We start from the raw sequence: 16,502 nt of genomic DNA on the forward strand, positions 1-16,502 counted from the left end.
GGATGGCGCAATATCAGGTTTACTGGATGGCGCAATATCAGGTTTGCTGGATGGCGCAATATCAGGTTTGCTGGATGGCGCAGAGAGTTTTTGTTCTGTCACATCACTGTTAAGCAACTTATCCTCGTTCATAATTTCTTGTTCTTTCTCTTCACTCAGCACGAGGATACTGATGCGACGGTTGACGGGATCGTCTTTCGCTGTACCGGTCTGATTCATACTGTCAGCATCACCGATAACCTGTAAGAATTTGCCAACTTCCAGACCATGATTAATAAGTATTCTTCTCGCCGCGTTAGCACGATCAACGGAAAGTTCCCAGTTGCTATAGCCTGCGTCGCCGCCGGCATAAGGCAACGAATCAGTATGTCCGGTTACCATTATGTGATTCGGTAATTGGTTCAAAACAGGCACTAATGCCTCCAGAATTCCGACCATATAGGTTTCCGGTGTCCAGCTACCAACTTTAAACATCGGGCGTTCCTGGCTGTCCGTTATCTGTATCAACAGTCCATTCGGGGTCAACGATAAACGTAAATTTGAACGGAATTTGTTCAGACGGGCATCCGTCTTCATGATGTCGTGCAGCTTTGACTCTGCATGCTTCAGCGTTTTATTTCCCGAATAGAAATGATCTTCCTGCTTTTGCAAAACAGTTTTCTGAACTTCCCCATTCTGATGAACAACATCCTCGCCACCGCCGGGAATAATACTTTGGCTCTGAGTATCTTTGTCGCCATGTTCGGCCATAGGTACGCCGATGGGGATTTTGAAATACTCTGCAAGCTGATGACGCTGCTCTGGCGTGGAGGAAGAAACCAGCCACATAACCAAAAAAAAGGACATCATGGCAGTCATAAAATCGGCATAAGCGATTTTCCACGAACCACCATGTAAACCTTCTTTTTTATTACCTGAGCGTCTTACAACAACAATGTTGCCGGTCCCGTTGTTCTTCATGGGGCCTCACCTGTGGAAGAATTATTGGCCGAATATTTCGCCTGGCGAACATGTTCCTCAAGCTCGGCAAAGCCCGGACGTTCGCTGGTAAAGAGGGTTTTTCGACCGAACTCAACCGCAATTTGCGGCGCAGAACCATGAATACATGACAGCAACGTAGTTTTAATACACTGAAGCATTTTTATTTGCTCGGCACTTTTCTGCCGTAACAGAGACGCCAGCGGAAGCACCAAACCATAGGCCAGTAGGATCCCTAAAAAGGTTCCCACCATCGCATGGGCTATCAAAGCACCAAGTTCAGCGGCGGGTTTATCTACTGCGCTAAGGGCGTTTACGACCCCCATAACGGCCGCCACAATACCGAATGCCGGTAAAGCATCACCTGCAGTCTGCAAACTGTGAACCGTTGTTTCATATTCCATTTCGCAGGTTTCAATTTCCTCATCCATTAAAGATTCCATTTCAAAGGCGTTCATACTGCCACTGATCATCAGTCGCAGGTAATCAACCATAAAATTCATCACGCTTTTATCTTTCAATAAGCGGGGATAAGAAGAAAAAATATCACTGCTTTCAGGATCTTCAATATCATTTTCCAGTGACATTAGCCCTTTTTGACGTCCTTTACTTAGCAGTAAAAACATCATGGCCAGTAAATCCATGTACATTTCTTTTGAGTAAAGTGCCTTAGCCCGGAATAAGACAGGAAATGTTTTTATAGTTGAACGAATAGCCTTGCCATTATTACCAACGATAAATGCACCCAGACCTGCGCCAGCGATAATCAAAAATTCGGTTGGCTGATATAATGACATCAGATATCCTCCGGCGAGGACATAACCACCAAACACAGTCACAAAAACTACAAAATATCCTAATAAAACAAGCATGTTCGCTCCTTACCATCGGTCATGCCTGGTATAAAAAAGGCTGACAGAGATGTTCACTACGATGAAAAACTACCGAACATCCCGACGGCAGCGTAAACAACGACAAAGAGAAATCTCTATCGTGATAATAAAATCACGAAGGCGAATGCTCATGGTTGCATATCTGTACAGGAGGTACGACAATCACATATTAGATAATAATATCTGTAACTGAATGACCAACCTCAGGACATCAAGTTATTGCAGATTAATATCTGCATGCATTTCAAGCCTTGCTCTTAATCTTTTGATTGTCTGACTGTGTAATTGGCTGATGCGTGTTTCTGTCACAGATAACAAGAGGCCAATCTCTTTCATATTAAGATCCTGCTGATAATACAGATTTAATAGAAACTGCTCTCGCTCGGGTAACTGCTGAATTTCTTCACTAATTTTCTGCATAAGATCTTTACGCAGAATATCGTTTAAAGGATTTTCCTCATCAGTTTGAAATTCAGAAAGTTCGAACCCTTCAACCCCATCTTCCATCAGCTCATCAAGCGAACATATCAGGCTTGAGTTTGTTTCCTGTAAAACAGTCTGGTAATCCTGCAGCGACATTTCCAGTTCCGCTGCGACTTCTTGTTCTGTCGCTGCATTGCCGGTTCGCTGTTCCACGCGAGCTATCGCTGCGCTAACTTCACGCGATTTTCGCCTTATGCGGCGCGGCGCCCAGTCATTTTCACGCAGTTCATCAATGAATGCCCAGCGAACACGCTGCGCCAGAAAAACTTTCAGTTTCACCCCCATACTGGGATCAAACTGATCGACTGCGTTCATCACTGCTATTGCACCAGCCTGCATCAGGTCATCCAGTTCAACCCCGGCAGGGAGTCGAGCTTGCAATTTAAGGGCTTCGTGGCGGACCAATCCGCCAAATTGCGCCCATAAATCACTCTTATTATATGTTACAGCCAGATTATATAACCCCTTCACTTTACCATATTCCGTATTATTACAATGAAGGCTTATTATTCGGCATTCCCGGGTAATCACATAGCCTGATAAAAGCGATTAAAGTGAAACATATCAGGACTTCAATAATCAAAGGTAAATTCATCTTTTATATACCTAATAATTATCCTGATATGTATCTTACTATTATTTTAATTTAGAATGATTCCCACTCATCATCTGACTGAATTGGTGTTTTTTTCGATACATCAGGTAATACATGTTTTCTGGTTTGTTTTTTAACATTCCAGGAACGTTTATCTTTTTCTTCTTCGACAACAAAAGAAGAAACCATATTATCCAATTCCCCGGCATTCGTTTCGACATCACTGGTGGTTTTAGCGGCCTGCTCTACCATCGCAGCATTTTGTTGCGTAACCAGATCCATTTCATTGATTGCCTGCGCAATCTGGCTTATGCCGATACTTTGCTCATCAGAAGCTGAGGTAATTTCTGCCATGATATCAGTAACCTGAATGACAGATTTGACGATCTCCTTCATCGATTCCCCGGCGACAACCATCTCCTGAGAACCGGTATTCATGTTGGCGACACAAGTATTAATCAGCAAACGAATCTCTTTTGCTGCATCTGCGCTACGTTTAGCCAGGTTGCGAACTTCACCGGCAACAACGGCAAACCCGCGCCCCTGTTCACCTGCACGCGCCGCTTCTACTGCCGCGTTCAACGCCAGAATATTGGTCTGATTAGCAATGCTGTCGATAACGCCGTTGATATCTGCAATCTGGCGGGAACTGTCTGATATTTCACGCATAATTCCGTCAAGATTACTCATCACATCACCGCCGTTGCGTGCGCTAATGCTGGCGCTTTCTGCAAGTTGTCTGGCGCTGTGGGCGTTATCGGCGTTCTGACGAACGGTGATTTTTAGCTCTTCCATACTGGCAGCAGTTTGCTGCAGTGCAGAAGCCTGTTCTTCCGTGCGTGATGACAAGTCATTGTTGCTACTAGCAATTTCATGAACATTATGGTAAATCTGCTTCACGCCGCCACGGATGCCATTAACCGTTTCCGTCAGCGACAAACGCATTTTTTCAACTTCAGCCAGCATTAAGCCGATTTCATTCAGATTACCAATTTTTGTCTGATGGCTCAGGTCGCCGCTGGCTATTGCCCTGAACGCCTCTTTTGCCATCTCAAGTCGTTGAAAAAGATTGCGTTTCAACCAGATCCGCGAAACTAAAAATATTACAAAGCCCAGCAATAGCGTAATCACCGAGATGGTGGTTATTCTTTGCGTTTCTATGTCTGACTCGACATTAAATTTGTTGGTAACACGAGCGGCTTCGTCCAGATAAGCGTCAATACTAGTGCGTAATGCATGTTGCACGTCCATATCGTCAGCAACGATATTGCCTGGATAATCTTCCGGATGCGTGATGAATCCCATTTTATTGGTTTCTCTGTCCAGAGCATCCTCAAAGCTTTTTTTGACAACCAGCGCCCGGTTATGTTCTTCCTGGGTGGTGAACGGCTTATCCATAAACTGGCTGATTAGCTTACGTGATTTATTTAACACATCACGATAAGTATCTATTTCATCCTGAGTAATTTCTTGTTTGGTAATATTGTGCATCATCAGCGAATTAATTCCGCTGAAACTGTCAAGCGTATAGATAGCCGCCATCATCAGAGATTCATTCTTATCCAGAGATAAGATGGCTCTGTCAAAATTCCTTGATGCGTTATTTGAGTTCACATAACTCAAACCGGATACCAACACGAGAAATAAGATGAACATACCCAGCAGGATATTCATCCAGGTCGAAATATTAAAGTGTTTTAACATGATTTCTTAACCAAAGTAAAAAATACCCTACTGGTAAGTGATTACCCTAATAATAGATATATTTCCCCTTCCCTGAATCAGGTCAGGGTTCAATATTTACCCAAGCGTTTTGAATATAGAAAGCTGCTGCATTGCCTGAAAAACGCTCATGGATGAATTTAAAGCAAATTCAGACATTTTCGATTCAGATAATACGCTGATCATGGTGTCCCAGTCAGAACCGGTTGATTCCTGCAGTCGACTCTGTACGGTAATCGCCTGAGTATCAGCACTGCTTCCCAGCGTTTCCAGCTGTTGCAGGCTTGAGCCTACACGCGCCTGGATTTTTCCCAGGTTATCAATGGCTTTATGTACATCAGTATTGGTTTGCCCAATGGTTGCTTCAAACGTTTTACGGTCAGCGTTGGTCGGGTTTTCCGGCAGATTATTTAACGCGTCAATGGTCTTCTGTAAGGATTGCAGGATATTATCGCCCGTTACCGCATCAGTCGGGAAAAGCGCATCACCTGTCGTACCGGTCTGCATTTCCGTACTGTCTGACACATTCTGTGTCATTGGCGTCGTACCGCCAACGTAGGTGCCATCGGCCTGAAACGGTGCAGCACCTGTTTTATAGCCCGCAAAAATGTACTGTCCATCGCTGTTTTTGCTGTTCGCCAGGTCGAGCAAACGGCTGCGGATCCCGGATAATTCTGTCGCCAGCGCTTCGCGGTCCGCTTTGCTGTACGTTTCAGATCCCGCCTGAACAATTTTGCCAGCAAGGTCTTCGGTCAGTAAGCCGGATATAGACGTCAGCGTGTTATCTTCCTGCCCGAGGGCATCCTGAGCATATTTTCTTGCAGTATCAAACTCGCCCAGACGTGAAAGCGCATTTTGATACATCACCGCCTGTGATGCCTGACCTGGATCGTCAGACGGTTTCAACAGAGTCTGACCGGCAGAAAGGCGCACGGAGAGATCGTTATAATTGGTCATGGCTTTAGACATACTGTCTAACTGACGCTGATACATAAAACTGGTGCTAAGGCGCATAGCGATTATCTCAAAATAGAATATGTCAGTGACGTATTATTTAAGGCTTAACAGTGTGTCAAAAAGACTGTTAGCTGTTTTAAGCACTTCGGCATTGGCCTGATAATATTGAGAAAACATCTGTAAGTTGACGTATTCCTCATTCATATCTACCCCTGAAACCGCCTGCTGTTGCATTGCCCACTGGTCGCAGGCTTTTCCGGCGGTATCCTGTTCTGCCTGAAGGGTGCTGACCGTCGATCCCACAGAACTTACCAGGTTGGCATAAGCACCGGTCAGGGTCATATCTCCGACAATCTTTTCATCCTTAAGACCGAGCAGTATCGCAATATTTTTGTTGTTGCTTTGGTCTGTCACATCTTGCGAGTCGGAGGCAGCAATTCCATCGCCATCGGTAATCGCCACTTTAATGCTATCTGCCGCGCCGGAAGCAGGATTCAGCGTAAAGCTGTCACCATCATTGGGTGTACCTGTCGGTGTCACGGTGATGCCGTCAAATGAGAGTGAACCACCAGGATTAACGGTTGGCGTAACGGCTTTACCCTCGCTGTTTTTCACTTCCCAGGCATTAGATGTGCCATTCCAGGTGATAGTATAATCTTCGGCATTAACCGCTGAGGCGTTATCTATGGTCACTCCCAGGGAAGCACTGCCGCTATTAGAGTTATAGCCTGTTGCCTGCGGAGCATCGAGACTGAAAATATCGCCACCGTGATTACCGTTATGATCATAGCCACCTTTATTGACCTCATTAAATCTCGACGCCATTTTCAGCGCTAACTGATTAAGCTGATTACGGGCATCGACCAGATCGGTATTACGGAATTTAAACAAACCGCCGAGATTACCTGTCGTGGCATTTTCATCCAGCAACTGGGGATTACCGGTGGCATCGATGTAAGCAACCTGCATCTGAGACGGATTTTTATCTGACGGAGTCGCTTTTAAATTGTAAGACTTACTGCCATTGACCAGTGACATGCCGTTTTGCATTGAGACATTCACACTGCCCGTGTCTTTATTTTCCGTGACATTAATGCCGATCTGCGTACTCAGTTTATTTAACAGTTGATCGCGTTTATCGAGTAAATCGGAAGGCATTCCGCCCGTCTGGCCATGAATCTTGTCGATCTCCGCATTCAGATTTGCTAACTGAGTGGTACAGGAGTTGATATCTTCAACGCTTTGACTGATTTGCGTGTTGGTATTTTTATCAAGGCCATTCAGAGTCTTGCTGTTAGAACGATACTGATTCGCCAGCGCTTCAAATTGCGACAATACACCCTGACGCGCAGCAGGATCGAGCGGGTTATCACTGACCGCTTCCATTGCCGTAAACATATTGCCAAGCGTCGTGGAGATGTTATTGGTATCATCCCCTAACATGTCATCAATCTGGCTGACCTGCTGGTAACGGCCCTGCATGGTGGTAAATTCTGTTGTTGCACCACGTACCTGATTATTCAGGAATCCGTCATACATGCGCTGAACGTCATCCACGGCGACACCATAACCAAAAAAACCATAATTAGTAGACTGGCCGCCCGCTTCTCCAAGCATAATGTTTTGACGGCTATACCCTGCCGTTACGGCATTCGTCAGGTTGTTTCCGACGACGTTAAGGGCACACTGCGCCGCGCTTAATCCATTCTGAGCCAGATATAATAAATTCATAAAGTACCCGCCATGTCGACGCTGATTGAAATCTTTAGGTTATAAAAACGCTGCTTTACTAATAAATCGGCCTGAGTGAAATTCCCTAAAGACTGTATTTAAAATATTGATGAAAGGTCCGTGTTATAGGCATTCACAGCATGCTCAGCCCGACCTTTAACTTGTTGAATAATGTTAATTAATTTATGTGCGTATGCAGGATCGGTAGCATAACCGGCTGACTGAAGCGCTTTTGCCGCCGCCTCTGGTTTTACGGCATTGCAGACATGTCGGTAACGCGGGTTATTAACCAGTAATGACGCGTAATCCTCCAGCGCCGCTGTATAAGACGGATAAACCTTAAATCGCGCTTTAGTCTTATTCGCCACCCCATGTTTATATTCGGTGGTGGTTATTTCCGTCGTTTCACCGTGCCAGTCAGATGCGGCTTTTATGCCAAACAGGTTATGGCTTGGTTTGCCGCTTTGTGTTGGGATTTCACGATTTCCCCAGCCTGATTCAAGCGCGGCCTGCGCAATAATAAGCTGATGCGGGATCCCACTTTTGCGGGCAACGGCCAGAGCAGGTTGCAGCAGGCGTGAAATAAAACCGCCCCCTTCCCGTAGTGCCGTTTCGGGTAGCTCCCGAACAGAACGAGGCACTAATTGCGATAGCGAGAAAGAATGCGCCGGTAAATGAGGCAGCGCCGCATTAAAATGCGACGTGGACGGGACATACGGCTGAGAAGTGGCGGTATGCGGATGAACACCACCGCCCATCTGGGCGACCATCTGATCCGCAAAGCCAAGTTTCCCCGTTTGCGCGATGTTCTGCGAAATTTGCTGATCGAACATCGAAGTAAACATCGAGGACTGTTGTGAATCCATCGCCCCGCTTCCCAACGAGGCATCGCGCATACTCTTCAGCATCATCTGTACAAACAACCCTTCGAGTTGTTGTGCCGCGGCTCTCAGACCGTTTGCCGAATTACTTTTTACGTCCCGCTTAAGCCCGTCAAGGCTATGTTCATCAAATGCGGCACCATTAGATATCATTGACAGGCTGTTCATTAATTGATCTCCAGGCGTGCGTGCAGGCAACCGGCGTCATTCATCGCTTGCAGGATCGCCATCAAATCATTCGGCGTCGCACCGAGACTGTTCAGCGCCCGTACTACATGGCTTAAATCGGCACTGGTGCTGACACGTTGCAAAGAACCGCCCTGCTCACGAACAGAGACTTGAGTTTGCGGCACAACTACCGTCTGTCCGCCAGCCAATGGCGTGTCCGGTTGACTCACCTGACTGGAATGGGCGATATCCACGCTCAGATCTCCCTGGGCAACAGCACAGGTATCAAGTGTGACATGGCGGTTTATGACCACCGACCCGGTACGCGAGTTAATAATGACGCGAGCATCTCCGGAACCAACATTCAGTGACAAATCCATCACCGCAGCCAGAAAACGGACTCTGGCAGCCTCGCCATTTGGCGCATACAGTTTTACTGTCCGCGCATCTTCAGCCACAGCTGCGGAATAGAAACGGCGATTAATGGTGTCGCTAATCTTCTGGGCAACAGAGAAATCACTCGCGTTAAGCAACAGTTTTAACGGGCGCTGGTTGGCGTAATCCATCGGTACTTCACGTTCAACGGTTGCGCCGTCGGTAATACGTGCGCCGTTGAGCTGATTCACCTGTACGCTGCTTCCGCGGCTCTGAGCTCCGGCGCCGGAAACCAGCAAATTGCCCTGCGCCAGCGCATAGATCTGATTATCCGCGCCTTTCAGCGGCGTCATCAGCAATGTGCCGCCACGCAAACTTTTGGCGTTACCCATAGACGAGACGACCACATCGAATTTTTCACCCGCACGGGCAAAAGGCGGCAGTTCTGCCGTTACCATTACTGCAGCAACGTTTTTCAACTGCATACTCGACCCAGGCGGGACGGTGATCCCCAGCTGCGAAAGCATGTTGTTTAGCGTCTGCGTCGTAAACGGTGTTTGCATGGTCTGGTCGCCTGTACCATCCAGACCAACGACCAGACCGTACCCCATCAGAGAGTTACCACGCACACCTGACAACGAAGCCAAATCGCGGATACGCTCTGCCCTGACCGACAGGGAGAGCATAATTAACAATAACAGGCCGGTCAGACGGGTAAATTTATGCCAAAAATAACGATTCATCACCGACACCTTTAGAACGGAGAAAGATTCAGGAACAGACGCTGTAACCAGCCCATTTGTTCGGCTTCGTTGATATAACCGTTACCAACATATTCGATACGCGCATCGGCAACCTGCGTGGAAACCACTGTATTGCTACCACTGATTGTCCGTGGGTTAACCACACCGGTGAAACGGATAAACTCAGTCCCCTGGTTTATCGCTATTTGCTTTTCCCCGACCACGCGCAGGTTGCCGTTAGCGAGGACATCGCTGACCGTGACGGTGAGCGTACCGCTGAAAGTATTTCGAGCAGCCGCACCGCCTTTACCCGAGAATTCATTTTTACCGCTGATCTCCGTATTAGCCCGATCGCCACCAAACAATCCTTCGATAAAGTGCGGGATTGTCTTGAATGAAAGCCCTGTCGAACCGCCATGAGAAGCATTGGCAGACGAACTTTTGCTGGCGCTGACATTTTCCTGCAACACGATGGTCAATGTATCACCCACATTTCTTGGGCGACGATCTTCAAACATCGGCTGAAAGCCATAGTTCATCGTGCCGCCAGGCTGAAAAATCGCGCCATTATTAGCAGGCTGATACGGGATCTGCGGCGTCACAGATGTTGCACCTTCGACCAACGGTTTATGAGGGATATACGCGCATCCTGAAAGAAGCGCGACCAGGGCAACATGCGTTAACAGACGCCGCAGTAAGCGGCCAGAATCTATCGGATAGGTCATAACGATCACATAATAAAAAAAAGCCGCGAAACCACCTGCGGCTCAAAGGCACAAATCAAAGCTGCGTTAAACGCTGCAGCATCTGGTCCGAAGTAGAGACAGCTTTGCTGTTAATCTCATAGGCACGCTGAGTCTGAATCATGTTGACCAGTTCCTCGGCCACGTTGACGTTCGACGTTTCCACGTAGCCCTGTCGCAGCGTACCTGCGCCATTCTGACCAGGTGTTGTTTCATTCGGTGCACCGGAAGATTGCGTCTCCCGGTACAGGTTTTCACCAATGCTTTCCAGACCGGTATCATTGATAAAAGTACTCAGGGTAAGCTGCCCAACCTGTTGTGGCTGCGCCTGCCCGGCAATGGTGACGCTGACAATACCGTCGTTGCCGATGGTGATAGATTTTGCATCCTGCGGTACGTTTATCGCCGGCTGAACCGGATAACCGCTGGAAGTCACCAGTTGACCGTTCTGATCAAGCTGGAACGAACCATCACGGGTATACGCTGTGGTGCCATCCGGCATCATAACTTGCAGGAATCCATCCCCTTCAATAGCCACATCTTTCGAGTTGTTGGTCTGGGCCAGGCTGCCCTGGCTATGAATTCGCTCAGTGGCCACCGGTCTTACCCCTGTTCCTAACTGTAAACCGGAAGGAATAGTGGTTTGTTCAGATGACTGAGCGCCCGGCTGGCGTAGCGTCTGGTACAACAGATCTTCAAATACAGCTCGCTGACGTTTAAAACCATTGGTACTTACGTTAGCCAGGTTGTTGGATATAACATCCATATTGGTCTGTTGTGCTTCCAGGCCCGTTTTTGCAATCCACAGGGAACGGATCATGCGTTATTACTCCTTACCAGTGATTAGCTGGCGCTCAATAACTGATTAGCGTTACGTTCATTGTCATCAACGGTTGTGATGACCTTCATATTCATTTCAAAGCTGCGCGCGGTGGTGATCATGTTCACCATTGAATTGACGGGGCTGACATTGCTGCCTTCCAGCATCCCCGGCATAAGCTGCAGACTCGTATCCGCCGCCAGCGAACTGGCATCACGGGTATGGAATACACCGTCATCGCCGTGCTGTAGTTCGCCTGGTAGCGCATTGACAATCTTGATGCGCCCGGTTTGCGCTACGGCTGACGGTTCTTCACCGGCACCCAACGCAGAAATGGTGCCGTCTGGCGCGATAGTTAACTTTGCCTGAGTAGGTACGGTCAGCGGACCACCATCGCCCATCAGTGGCAGACCACGGACTTGCAGTTGCCCGTCCGCCGTCATCTGGATATTGCCGTTTTTGGTGTAACCTTCGGTACCATCCGGCAGTTGTACTGCCAGCCACCCTTCTTTTGGCAGCGCGACATCCAGCGTGCGGTCGGTTTTTTCGACTGTTCCCGAGGAGTAGTCACTACCAGGAGTCGATTCGGTCACCAGCGTGCGGGTCGCCATTGACGGGCCGTCTACCGGAACGGCACGATAAGCGGCAATCTGTGCGCGAAACCCCGGCGTCGAGGCATTAGCCAGGTTATCAGACACCACGGCCTGGCGATCGAGGGCCGCCGTTGCGGCCCCCATAGCGGTATATATCGCGTGATCCATGTTTTGCTATTAACCCAGGTTAACCAGCGTTTGCAGGACTTCAGACTGTGTTTTGATGGTCTGAGAGTTGGACTGATAGTTGCGTTGGTAGACGATCATGTTGACCATCTCTTTACTCAGATCCACGTTTGAGGCTTCCAGTGCGTTACCGCGCAGCGTACCGAGGTTCCCGGTATCAGAAATCCCAACGACCGGCTGGCCGGATTCCGGGCTCGCAGACCAACAGTTGTTCCCTGCTGGCTGCAGCCCGCCTGGGTTATTGAAGTTAGCCAGAACAACCTGGCCCAGTAACTGCTGCTGCCCGTTGCTGTAAGAAGCAACAATCTGGCCGTTATCGCCAACGACATAACCCGTCATCGTACCCGGCGCATAACCCGTAGTTTCCGGGCTATCCATCGAGTTATCGGAAGCCTGCTGCGACAGTTTGGATAAATCGAGATCGAAGTTAAGTGCTGCGGCACCGTTGTACGAAGCGCCATCGACTTTCAGATTTGCGGGGGTCGTAACGAGCTTTCCGCTGGAATCAAATGTTATGTCAAGTTTTTGCGGTGTAGCGCCCGGAGCGGTAGAGTCATTAGAGTAGACGGACCATGTGTTATCTGCCGTTTTGACAAAATAAACATTAATGGCATGCTCATTACCCTGGCTGTCATACGCATTCACTTGGGTAGAATAGTTATAGGAATCGCCATCAGTCGTTTTAAACGGATGCGTTACTGTATCAATTTTTGTATTTCCGGAATCCAGGTTACCGCTCAGGCTACCTGCATTAGAGGCTTTTGCCGGCATCGCGCCCGTTGGGATCTGCAAAGGCCCGACCGGTGAACCAGCCTGGACAGTTGGCGGTGTACCAATGGCCATATAACCGCTCAGGCGCATCCCCTGACTGTTCACGATATAGCCATTGGCATCGGTCTTAAACTGACCGTTACGGCTATAGAATATTTTCCCCGCTTCGGTTTCCATACGGAAGAAGCCATTGCCCTGAATACCCATATCCAGCGGGCTGGCGCCAGCGCCAAGAACACCATCGCTGAAATTCTGATCAACGCCAGCGACCTGAACGCCCATACCGATTTGCGAACCTGCAAACACGTCGGCAAATGAAATAGAACCGGACTTAAACCCGACAGTTTGCGAGTTGGCAATATTGTTGCCGACGACGTCCAGCGCCTGTGATGCGGCGTTTAACCCGCTAAGACCTTGTGAAAAACTCATTTTATTTCCCGAAAAACAACATAATGAAATTGATTATTCAATGAGATAGACATTGGCCAGCGTGGCCGTCTCATCATTACCTAACTGCAGAACAGCCCCTGTCTGGGTGAAAGAAACACTGTCTACTTTTGATTTTTTCAGCGACACGATGTCAGGAGTGCTGCCGTCCGGGTTGGTAGCGGAATACGAAACGGTAAAATTCGTATCGCTTACTGTGCGTGGATCGGAAGGCTCGAAATCACTGAGATCGTCCAGGGTATATTCATGCACGCCGGCTTTAACATCTTTCAATTTTCCGGTGTAAGCATTTCCTGCATCATCAGTCAGCGTGACAGTGACGTCGCTCGCATCCTGATTGACAGAGAGCGCAAACTGATTATTGCCACCCTGTGCGGTAGAAACAGTGGTATCACCTTCTACCAATACCTGGCGCCCTACCCATTCGGCAGCATTCATCTGCTGCATACTGGTGACCAGCATCCCGACGCTATTCACTGTGCCGTTCAACTGCTGCACACCCGCCGCCGTATTAAACTGCGCCAGCTGAGTCGTAAGCTGGTTGTTATCCATCGGATTGGTGGGGTCCTGATTCTGCATTTGCGCAACCAGCAACTGCATAAAGTTATTCATAATATCTTCGGCGCTGCTGCCATTGGTGGCGGAGGCCGCGCTATTACTGGTTGCTGCTTGACTGGCTTTATTAACTGCGGCAGAACTGCGTTGTGTCATGACGGGTAAAACCGACATTACTATTTCCTTACTGACCCAAAGTCAGTGTTTTGAGCATCATGGTTTTCGCGGTATTCATTACGTCGACATTGGCCTGATAACTGCGGGAAGCTGAGATGGTATTAACCATTTCGCCCACCACATCGACATTCGGCATATGGAGATAGCCTTTGTTATCTGACTGAGGGTTGTCAGGGTCATAGACCAGACGATCCGGCGCATCGCTTTCCACCACATCACTGACTTTCACTCCGCCGATCTCCTGATCCGCAGCATGATCAACGCTAAAAATGACCTGTTTGGCTTTATATGGTTTACCGTCCGGCCCGGCGATACTGTCGGCATTAGCCATATTACTGGCGCTGACGTTCAGACGCTGAGACTGGGCGGCCATCGCTGAACCGGAAATATCAAAAATACTTAGAAGTGACATAATTTTATTTATCCCTGACTAACAACCGTCATCATGTTTTTAATCTGTGATGTCAGAAACGTTAAACTGGACTGATATTTCACTGAGTTATCTGCAAAATTAACACGCTCGCGATCCATATCTACGGTATTACCATCAGCGCTGGGTTGATCGGGTATACGATAAAGAGGTCGTGGATCAGTCATTAAATGCGTACTGTCAGCAATATGTCTTTCAGAGGTGACCGTCAGACTCATATTATTGTCAGTCGCCTGACTGCGGTTAACGGCTTCCTTTAACTGTTGCGAAAAATCGATATCCCGTGCGAGATATCCTGGTGTATCAGCATTCGCGATATTAGAAGCAAGGATGCCCTGGCGTTGCGTCAGCAGACTCAACGCATGCTGCTGAAACCGGAATTCACTGTCGAGTTTATCCAGCATGAGATAAAACCTTTCTTGTTTATTAACAATATTGCGGTGCATTTTATGGTGAGAAGTCGAAAAAACCATAACGCAAATATGCGACAGCAATGACGTCAATTAACCAGATTGTTCCCCAAAATGGCATACAAAAAACACTTTGATATATTTTGAAATGTCTATCCTGCAAACAAACGCTTTTACGGCATCACATTAGCGAGTAAAAAAATTGCTTCTCAGGATATATTATTGTGCATGTCTTAAGTCGAAAGCTTTTCTGACGAAAGGTCGATAACAAATGTTATTTAAACGTTTACCCCTCGTTTTATTACTTTTCCTGATCGTTTATCTTAATCTGACAATCTTGGCTCATGCCTCACAGTCAACCGGTCAGTCGCTGTCGTCGCGTATCGCATTGCTGCTGGCCCCTTATAGTCAGGGAATGCCACAATTACAGGTTACGATCCTGACCCCTACCACTCAACTGGCAACACTTTGTGGAAACCCGGCATTACGTTTACCTGGCCATACAAAAAAACTAAGCGGCAATCACAGCATTATTGCCTCTTGCGGAACACATCAGAAATTCATCCAGGTTTCTGTAAGTGCCACGGCGACATACTGGCTGGCAGCACATGAACTTACACCTGGGCAAACGGTAAGTCAGAATGATATCCAGTCACAACGAGGGAATATTGACCATCTTCCAGCCGATCTCATCCTCGACCCACAGAAGATTATTGGTGCAACGCCAACCCGATGGATACAACCAAATCATCCTCTGACTTTCAGCGAACTACGCCAGCAATGGGTGATCCACACAGGTGAAAAAGTTGATGTGATGACCAAAGGCGATGATTATGAGATTCATACCACCGGAAAAGCATTAGACAATGCAACCCTCAGAGAGTCATTTCGCGTACAAATGCACTCCGGGCAAACCCTGCTGGCGACAGCCGTAGGTAACGGTAAGGCATTTATCAGCCAGAACGACTGACTTCAGTTATTTCCCTGTACGCCGATATACATAGTACCCATTCATTATTATTTCGAATCAGGATAACTATGAGTATCGAGCGTATTTGCCAGACCTCTCCTGTACAGGGAGCTGACATCCGACAATCAACGGATTCACGTCAGCCTCAACCGCAGGGTGGATCACTGCGATCCGACGATCAAGATGCCAGTGTGCATGTTGAATTAAGTCATCTGTCTGACAGATTTACCTCAGATGATTCCAACGATGTAGACCACGCCCGCCTCGCCAAAATCTCTGCGCAAATAGCCGCCGGTGAATTAACCCTGGACAGTGATCATATCGCCGCCCGGTTGGTTGATGAGATTATTCGATTTTCATAAACCAGGAGTAACAAAGTGAAAGTTCAGTTAGAAAAAAATCTTATTAAATTGCAAACACTTCTTGATGAACTGGAAGGTACCTTGCTGGAAGAAGTTTCCCAGCTCAGCCGCGCGAGAATAAATCCAGTCTCGCTTCAGGTTATCTCTGATAATAAAAGTCGTTTGTTGGCTGCAATTAATTTTTATGATGAAGAACGTAAGCATGCAGAAAAAAATGCACAGCTTTATATTCCTTATAAAAATAATGCCAGACTTGCCACTCGTTGGGAAGGGATTACTTTGGTGCTACGTCGTGCAAGTGATTTGAATCAAAGGAGTAATCAATTACTCGAAATCCATATGGAAAGAGTAACCACTCTGCGAAAATTAATAGTTCAGACTGGAAATATGCCATCACTTTATGGAGAAGACGGCGATCATTCTCATCATCACGTTGGAAATAGTTACCGGATTTCTGTATGAGTCTGGTGAAGATAGCAGCCAGAAAACCTCTGTCACTCCACGTCTTTATA

The 16,502-nt window shown here is 47.6% G+C and carries 18 protein-coding genes; 3 read left to right on the top strand and 15 right to left on the bottom strand.

Annotated features, from left to right (window positions below):
- The 15 genes from motB to flgB all read right to left on the bottom strand — a co-directional run.
- A partial coding sequence (gene motB, locus D9741_RS23420; RefSeq protein ID WP_165383468.1) for a flagellar motor protein MotB occupies positions 1-960 on the bottom strand: 960 nt, incomplete at its 3' end.
- Complete coding sequence (motA, locus tag D9741_RS20020) at positions 957-1,850, bottom strand: flagellar motor stator protein MotA (RefSeq protein WP_130209523.1); 894 nt, start codon at positions 1,848-1,850, stop codon at positions 957-959. The genes motA and motB, both read right to left, overlap by 4 nt.
- A gap of 237 nt (positions 1,851-2,087) precedes the next feature.
- Positions 2,088-2,825: an RNA polymerase sigma factor FliA gene (locus tag D9741_RS20025; RefSeq protein WP_130209525.1), complete on the bottom strand. Its 738-nt coding sequence runs from the start codon at positions 2,823-2,825 to the stop codon at positions 2,088-2,090.
- Positions 2,826-3,000: 175 nt separating this feature from the next.
- Positions 3,001-4,653, bottom strand: coding sequence for a methyl-accepting chemotaxis protein (locus tag D9741_RS20030; RefSeq protein ID WP_130209527.1), 1,653 nt, complete (start codon positions 4,651-4,653; stop codon positions 3,001-3,003).
- A 96-nt stretch (positions 4,654-4,749) separates the two neighbouring features.
- Entirely contained in the window at positions 4,750-5,685 is a 936-nt protein-coding gene (flgL, locus tag D9741_RS20035; protein ID WP_130209529.1) for a flagellar hook-associated protein FlgL, read from the bottom strand.
- 36 nt (positions 5,686-5,721) lie between these two features.
- Positions 5,722-7,359 carry a flagellar hook-associated protein FlgK gene (flgK, locus tag D9741_RS20040; RefSeq protein ID WP_130209531.1) on the bottom strand — a complete coding sequence of 546 codons (1,638 nt, stop codon included), beginning with the start codon at positions 7,357-7,359 and terminating at the stop codon, positions 5,722-5,724.
- A 98-nt stretch (positions 7,360-7,457) separates the two neighbouring features.
- A complete protein-coding gene (gene flgJ, locus D9741_RS20045; protein WP_165382767.1) occupies positions 7,458-8,408 on the bottom strand; it encodes a flagellar assembly peptidoglycan hydrolase FlgJ in 951 nt (316 codons plus the stop codon).
- Positions 8,408-9,469, bottom strand: coding sequence for a flagellar basal body P-ring protein FlgI (locus tag D9741_RS20050; protein ID WP_276319617.1), 1,062 nt, complete (start codon positions 9,467-9,469; stop codon positions 8,408-8,410). Before D9741_RS20050 ends, flgJ begins: the two co-directional genes overlap by 1 nt.
- 68 nt (positions 9,470-9,537) lie before the next feature.
- Complete coding sequence (locus D9741_RS20055; protein WP_130209535.1) at positions 9,538-10,251, bottom strand: flagellar basal body L-ring protein FlgH; 714 nt, start codon at positions 10,249-10,251, stop codon at positions 9,538-9,540.
- Between the two features lie 55 nt (positions 10,252-10,306).
- Positions 10,307-11,089: a flagellar basal-body rod protein FlgG gene (flgG, locus tag D9741_RS20060; protein ID WP_130209537.1), complete on the bottom strand. Its 783-nt coding sequence runs from the start codon at positions 11,087-11,089 to the stop codon at positions 10,307-10,309.
- Positions 11,090-11,112: 23 nt separating this feature from the next.
- The gene (locus D9741_RS20065) at positions 11,113-11,850 is read right to left on the bottom strand and encodes a flagellar basal body rod protein FlgF (RefSeq protein WP_130209539.1); all 738 of its coding nucleotides are present in this window, start codon (positions 11,848-11,850) and stop codon (positions 11,113-11,115) included.
- A 9-nt stretch (positions 11,851-11,859) separates the two neighbouring features.
- Positions 11,860-13,068: a flagellar hook protein FlgE gene (gene flgE / locus D9741_RS20070; RefSeq protein WP_130209541.1), complete on the bottom strand. Its 1,209-nt coding sequence runs from the start codon at positions 13,066-13,068 to the stop codon at positions 11,860-11,862.
- A gap of 33 nt (positions 13,069-13,101) precedes the next feature.
- Positions 13,102-13,815: a flagellar hook capping FlgD N-terminal domain-containing protein gene (locus D9741_RS20075; protein WP_130209543.1), complete on the bottom strand. Its 714-nt coding sequence runs from the start codon at positions 13,813-13,815 to the stop codon at positions 13,102-13,104.
- A gap of 10 nt (positions 13,816-13,825) precedes the next feature.
- Positions 13,826-14,230: a flagellar basal body rod protein FlgC gene (gene flgC / locus D9741_RS20080; protein ID WP_130209545.1), complete on the bottom strand. Its 405-nt coding sequence runs from the start codon at positions 14,228-14,230 to the stop codon at positions 13,826-13,828.
- A gap of 8 nt (positions 14,231-14,238) precedes the next feature.
- Entirely contained in the window at positions 14,239-14,652 is a 414-nt protein-coding gene (flgB, locus tag D9741_RS20085; protein ID WP_130209651.1) for a flagellar basal body rod protein FlgB, read from the bottom strand.
- A 277-nt stretch (positions 14,653-14,929) separates the two neighbouring features.
- Here flgB and flgA point away from each other — a divergent pair, with 277 nt between their 5' ends.
- The 3 genes from flgA (at position 14,930) to flgN (ending at position 16,452) form a co-directional block, all read left to right on the top strand.
- Complete coding sequence (gene flgA / locus D9741_RS20090; protein WP_130209547.1) at positions 14,930-15,628, top strand: flagellar basal body P-ring formation chaperone FlgA; 699 nt, start codon at positions 14,930-14,932, stop codon at positions 15,626-15,628.
- A 68-nt stretch (positions 15,629-15,696) separates the two neighbouring features.
- A complete protein-coding gene (gene flgM / locus D9741_RS20095; protein WP_130209549.1) occupies positions 15,697-15,990 on the top strand; it encodes a flagellar biosynthesis anti-sigma factor FlgM in 294 nt (97 codons plus the stop codon).
- A gap of 15 nt (positions 15,991-16,005) precedes the next feature.
- Complete coding sequence (flgN, locus tag D9741_RS20100; RefSeq protein WP_130209551.1) at positions 16,006-16,452, top strand: flagellar export chaperone FlgN; 447 nt, start codon at positions 16,006-16,008, stop codon at positions 16,450-16,452.
- Positions 16,453-16,502: the final 50 nt, after the last annotated feature.

The organism is Escherichia sp. E14V7, assembly GCF_004212225.1.
In the GTDB taxonomy this organism is placed as follows: Bacteria; Pseudomonadota; Gammaproteobacteria; order Enterobacterales; family Enterobacteriaceae; genus Escherichia.

Excerpts from the sequence above, each read along its gene's own strand:
- motA (WP_130209523.1), bottom strand. The coding sequence starts at position 1,850 with ATGCTTGTTTTATTAGGATATTTTGTAGTTTTTGTGACTGTGTTTGGT.
- D9741_RS20030 (WP_130209527.1), bottom strand. The coding sequence starts at position 4,653 with ATGTTAAAACACTTTAATATTTCGACCTGGATGAATATCCTGCTGGGT.
- flgL (WP_130209529.1), bottom strand. The coding sequence starts at position 5,685 with ATGCGCCTTAGCACCAGTTTTATGTATCAGCGTCAGTTAGACAGTATG.
- flgK (WP_130209531.1), bottom strand. The coding sequence starts at position 7,359 with ATGAATTTATTATATCTGGCTCAGAATGGATTAAGCGCGGCGCAGTGT.
- flgJ (WP_165382767.1), bottom strand. The coding sequence starts at position 8,408 with ATGAACAGCCTGTCAATGATATCTAATGGTGCCGCATTTGATGAACAT.
- D9741_RS20050 (WP_276319617.1), bottom strand. The coding sequence starts at position 9,469 with ATGCTCTCCCTGTCGGTCAGGGCAGAGCGTATCCGCGATTTGGCTTCG.
- D9741_RS20055 (WP_130209535.1), bottom strand. The coding sequence starts at position 10,251 with ATGACCTATCCGATAGATTCTGGCCGCTTACTGCGGCGTCTGTTAACG.
- flgG (WP_130209537.1), bottom strand. The coding sequence starts at position 11,089 with ATGATCCGTTCCCTGTGGATTGCAAAAACGGGCCTGGAAGCACAACAG.
- D9741_RS20065 (WP_130209539.1), bottom strand. The coding sequence starts at position 11,850 with ATGGATCACGCGATATATACCGCTATGGGGGCCGCAACGGCGGCCCTC.
- flgE (WP_130209541.1), bottom strand. The coding sequence starts at position 13,068 with ATGAGTTTTTCACAAGGTCTTAGCGGGTTAAACGCCGCATCACAGGCG.
- D9741_RS20075 (WP_130209543.1), bottom strand. The coding sequence starts at position 13,815 with ATGTCGGTTTTACCCGTCATGACACAACGCAGTTCTGCCGCAGTTAAT.
- flgC (WP_130209545.1), bottom strand. The coding sequence starts at position 14,230 with ATGTCACTTCTAAGTATTTTTGATATTTCCGGTTCAGCGATGGCCGCC.
- flgB (WP_130209651.1), bottom strand. The coding sequence starts at position 14,652 with ATGCTGGATAAACTCGACAGTGAATTCCGGTTTCAGCAGCATGCGTTG.
- flgA (WP_130209547.1), top strand. The coding sequence starts at position 14,930 with ATGTTATTTAAACGTTTACCCCTCGTTTTATTACTTTTCCTGATCGTT.
- flgM (WP_130209549.1), top strand. The coding sequence starts at position 15,697 with ATGAGTATCGAGCGTATTTGCCAGACCTCTCCTGTACAGGGAGCTGAC.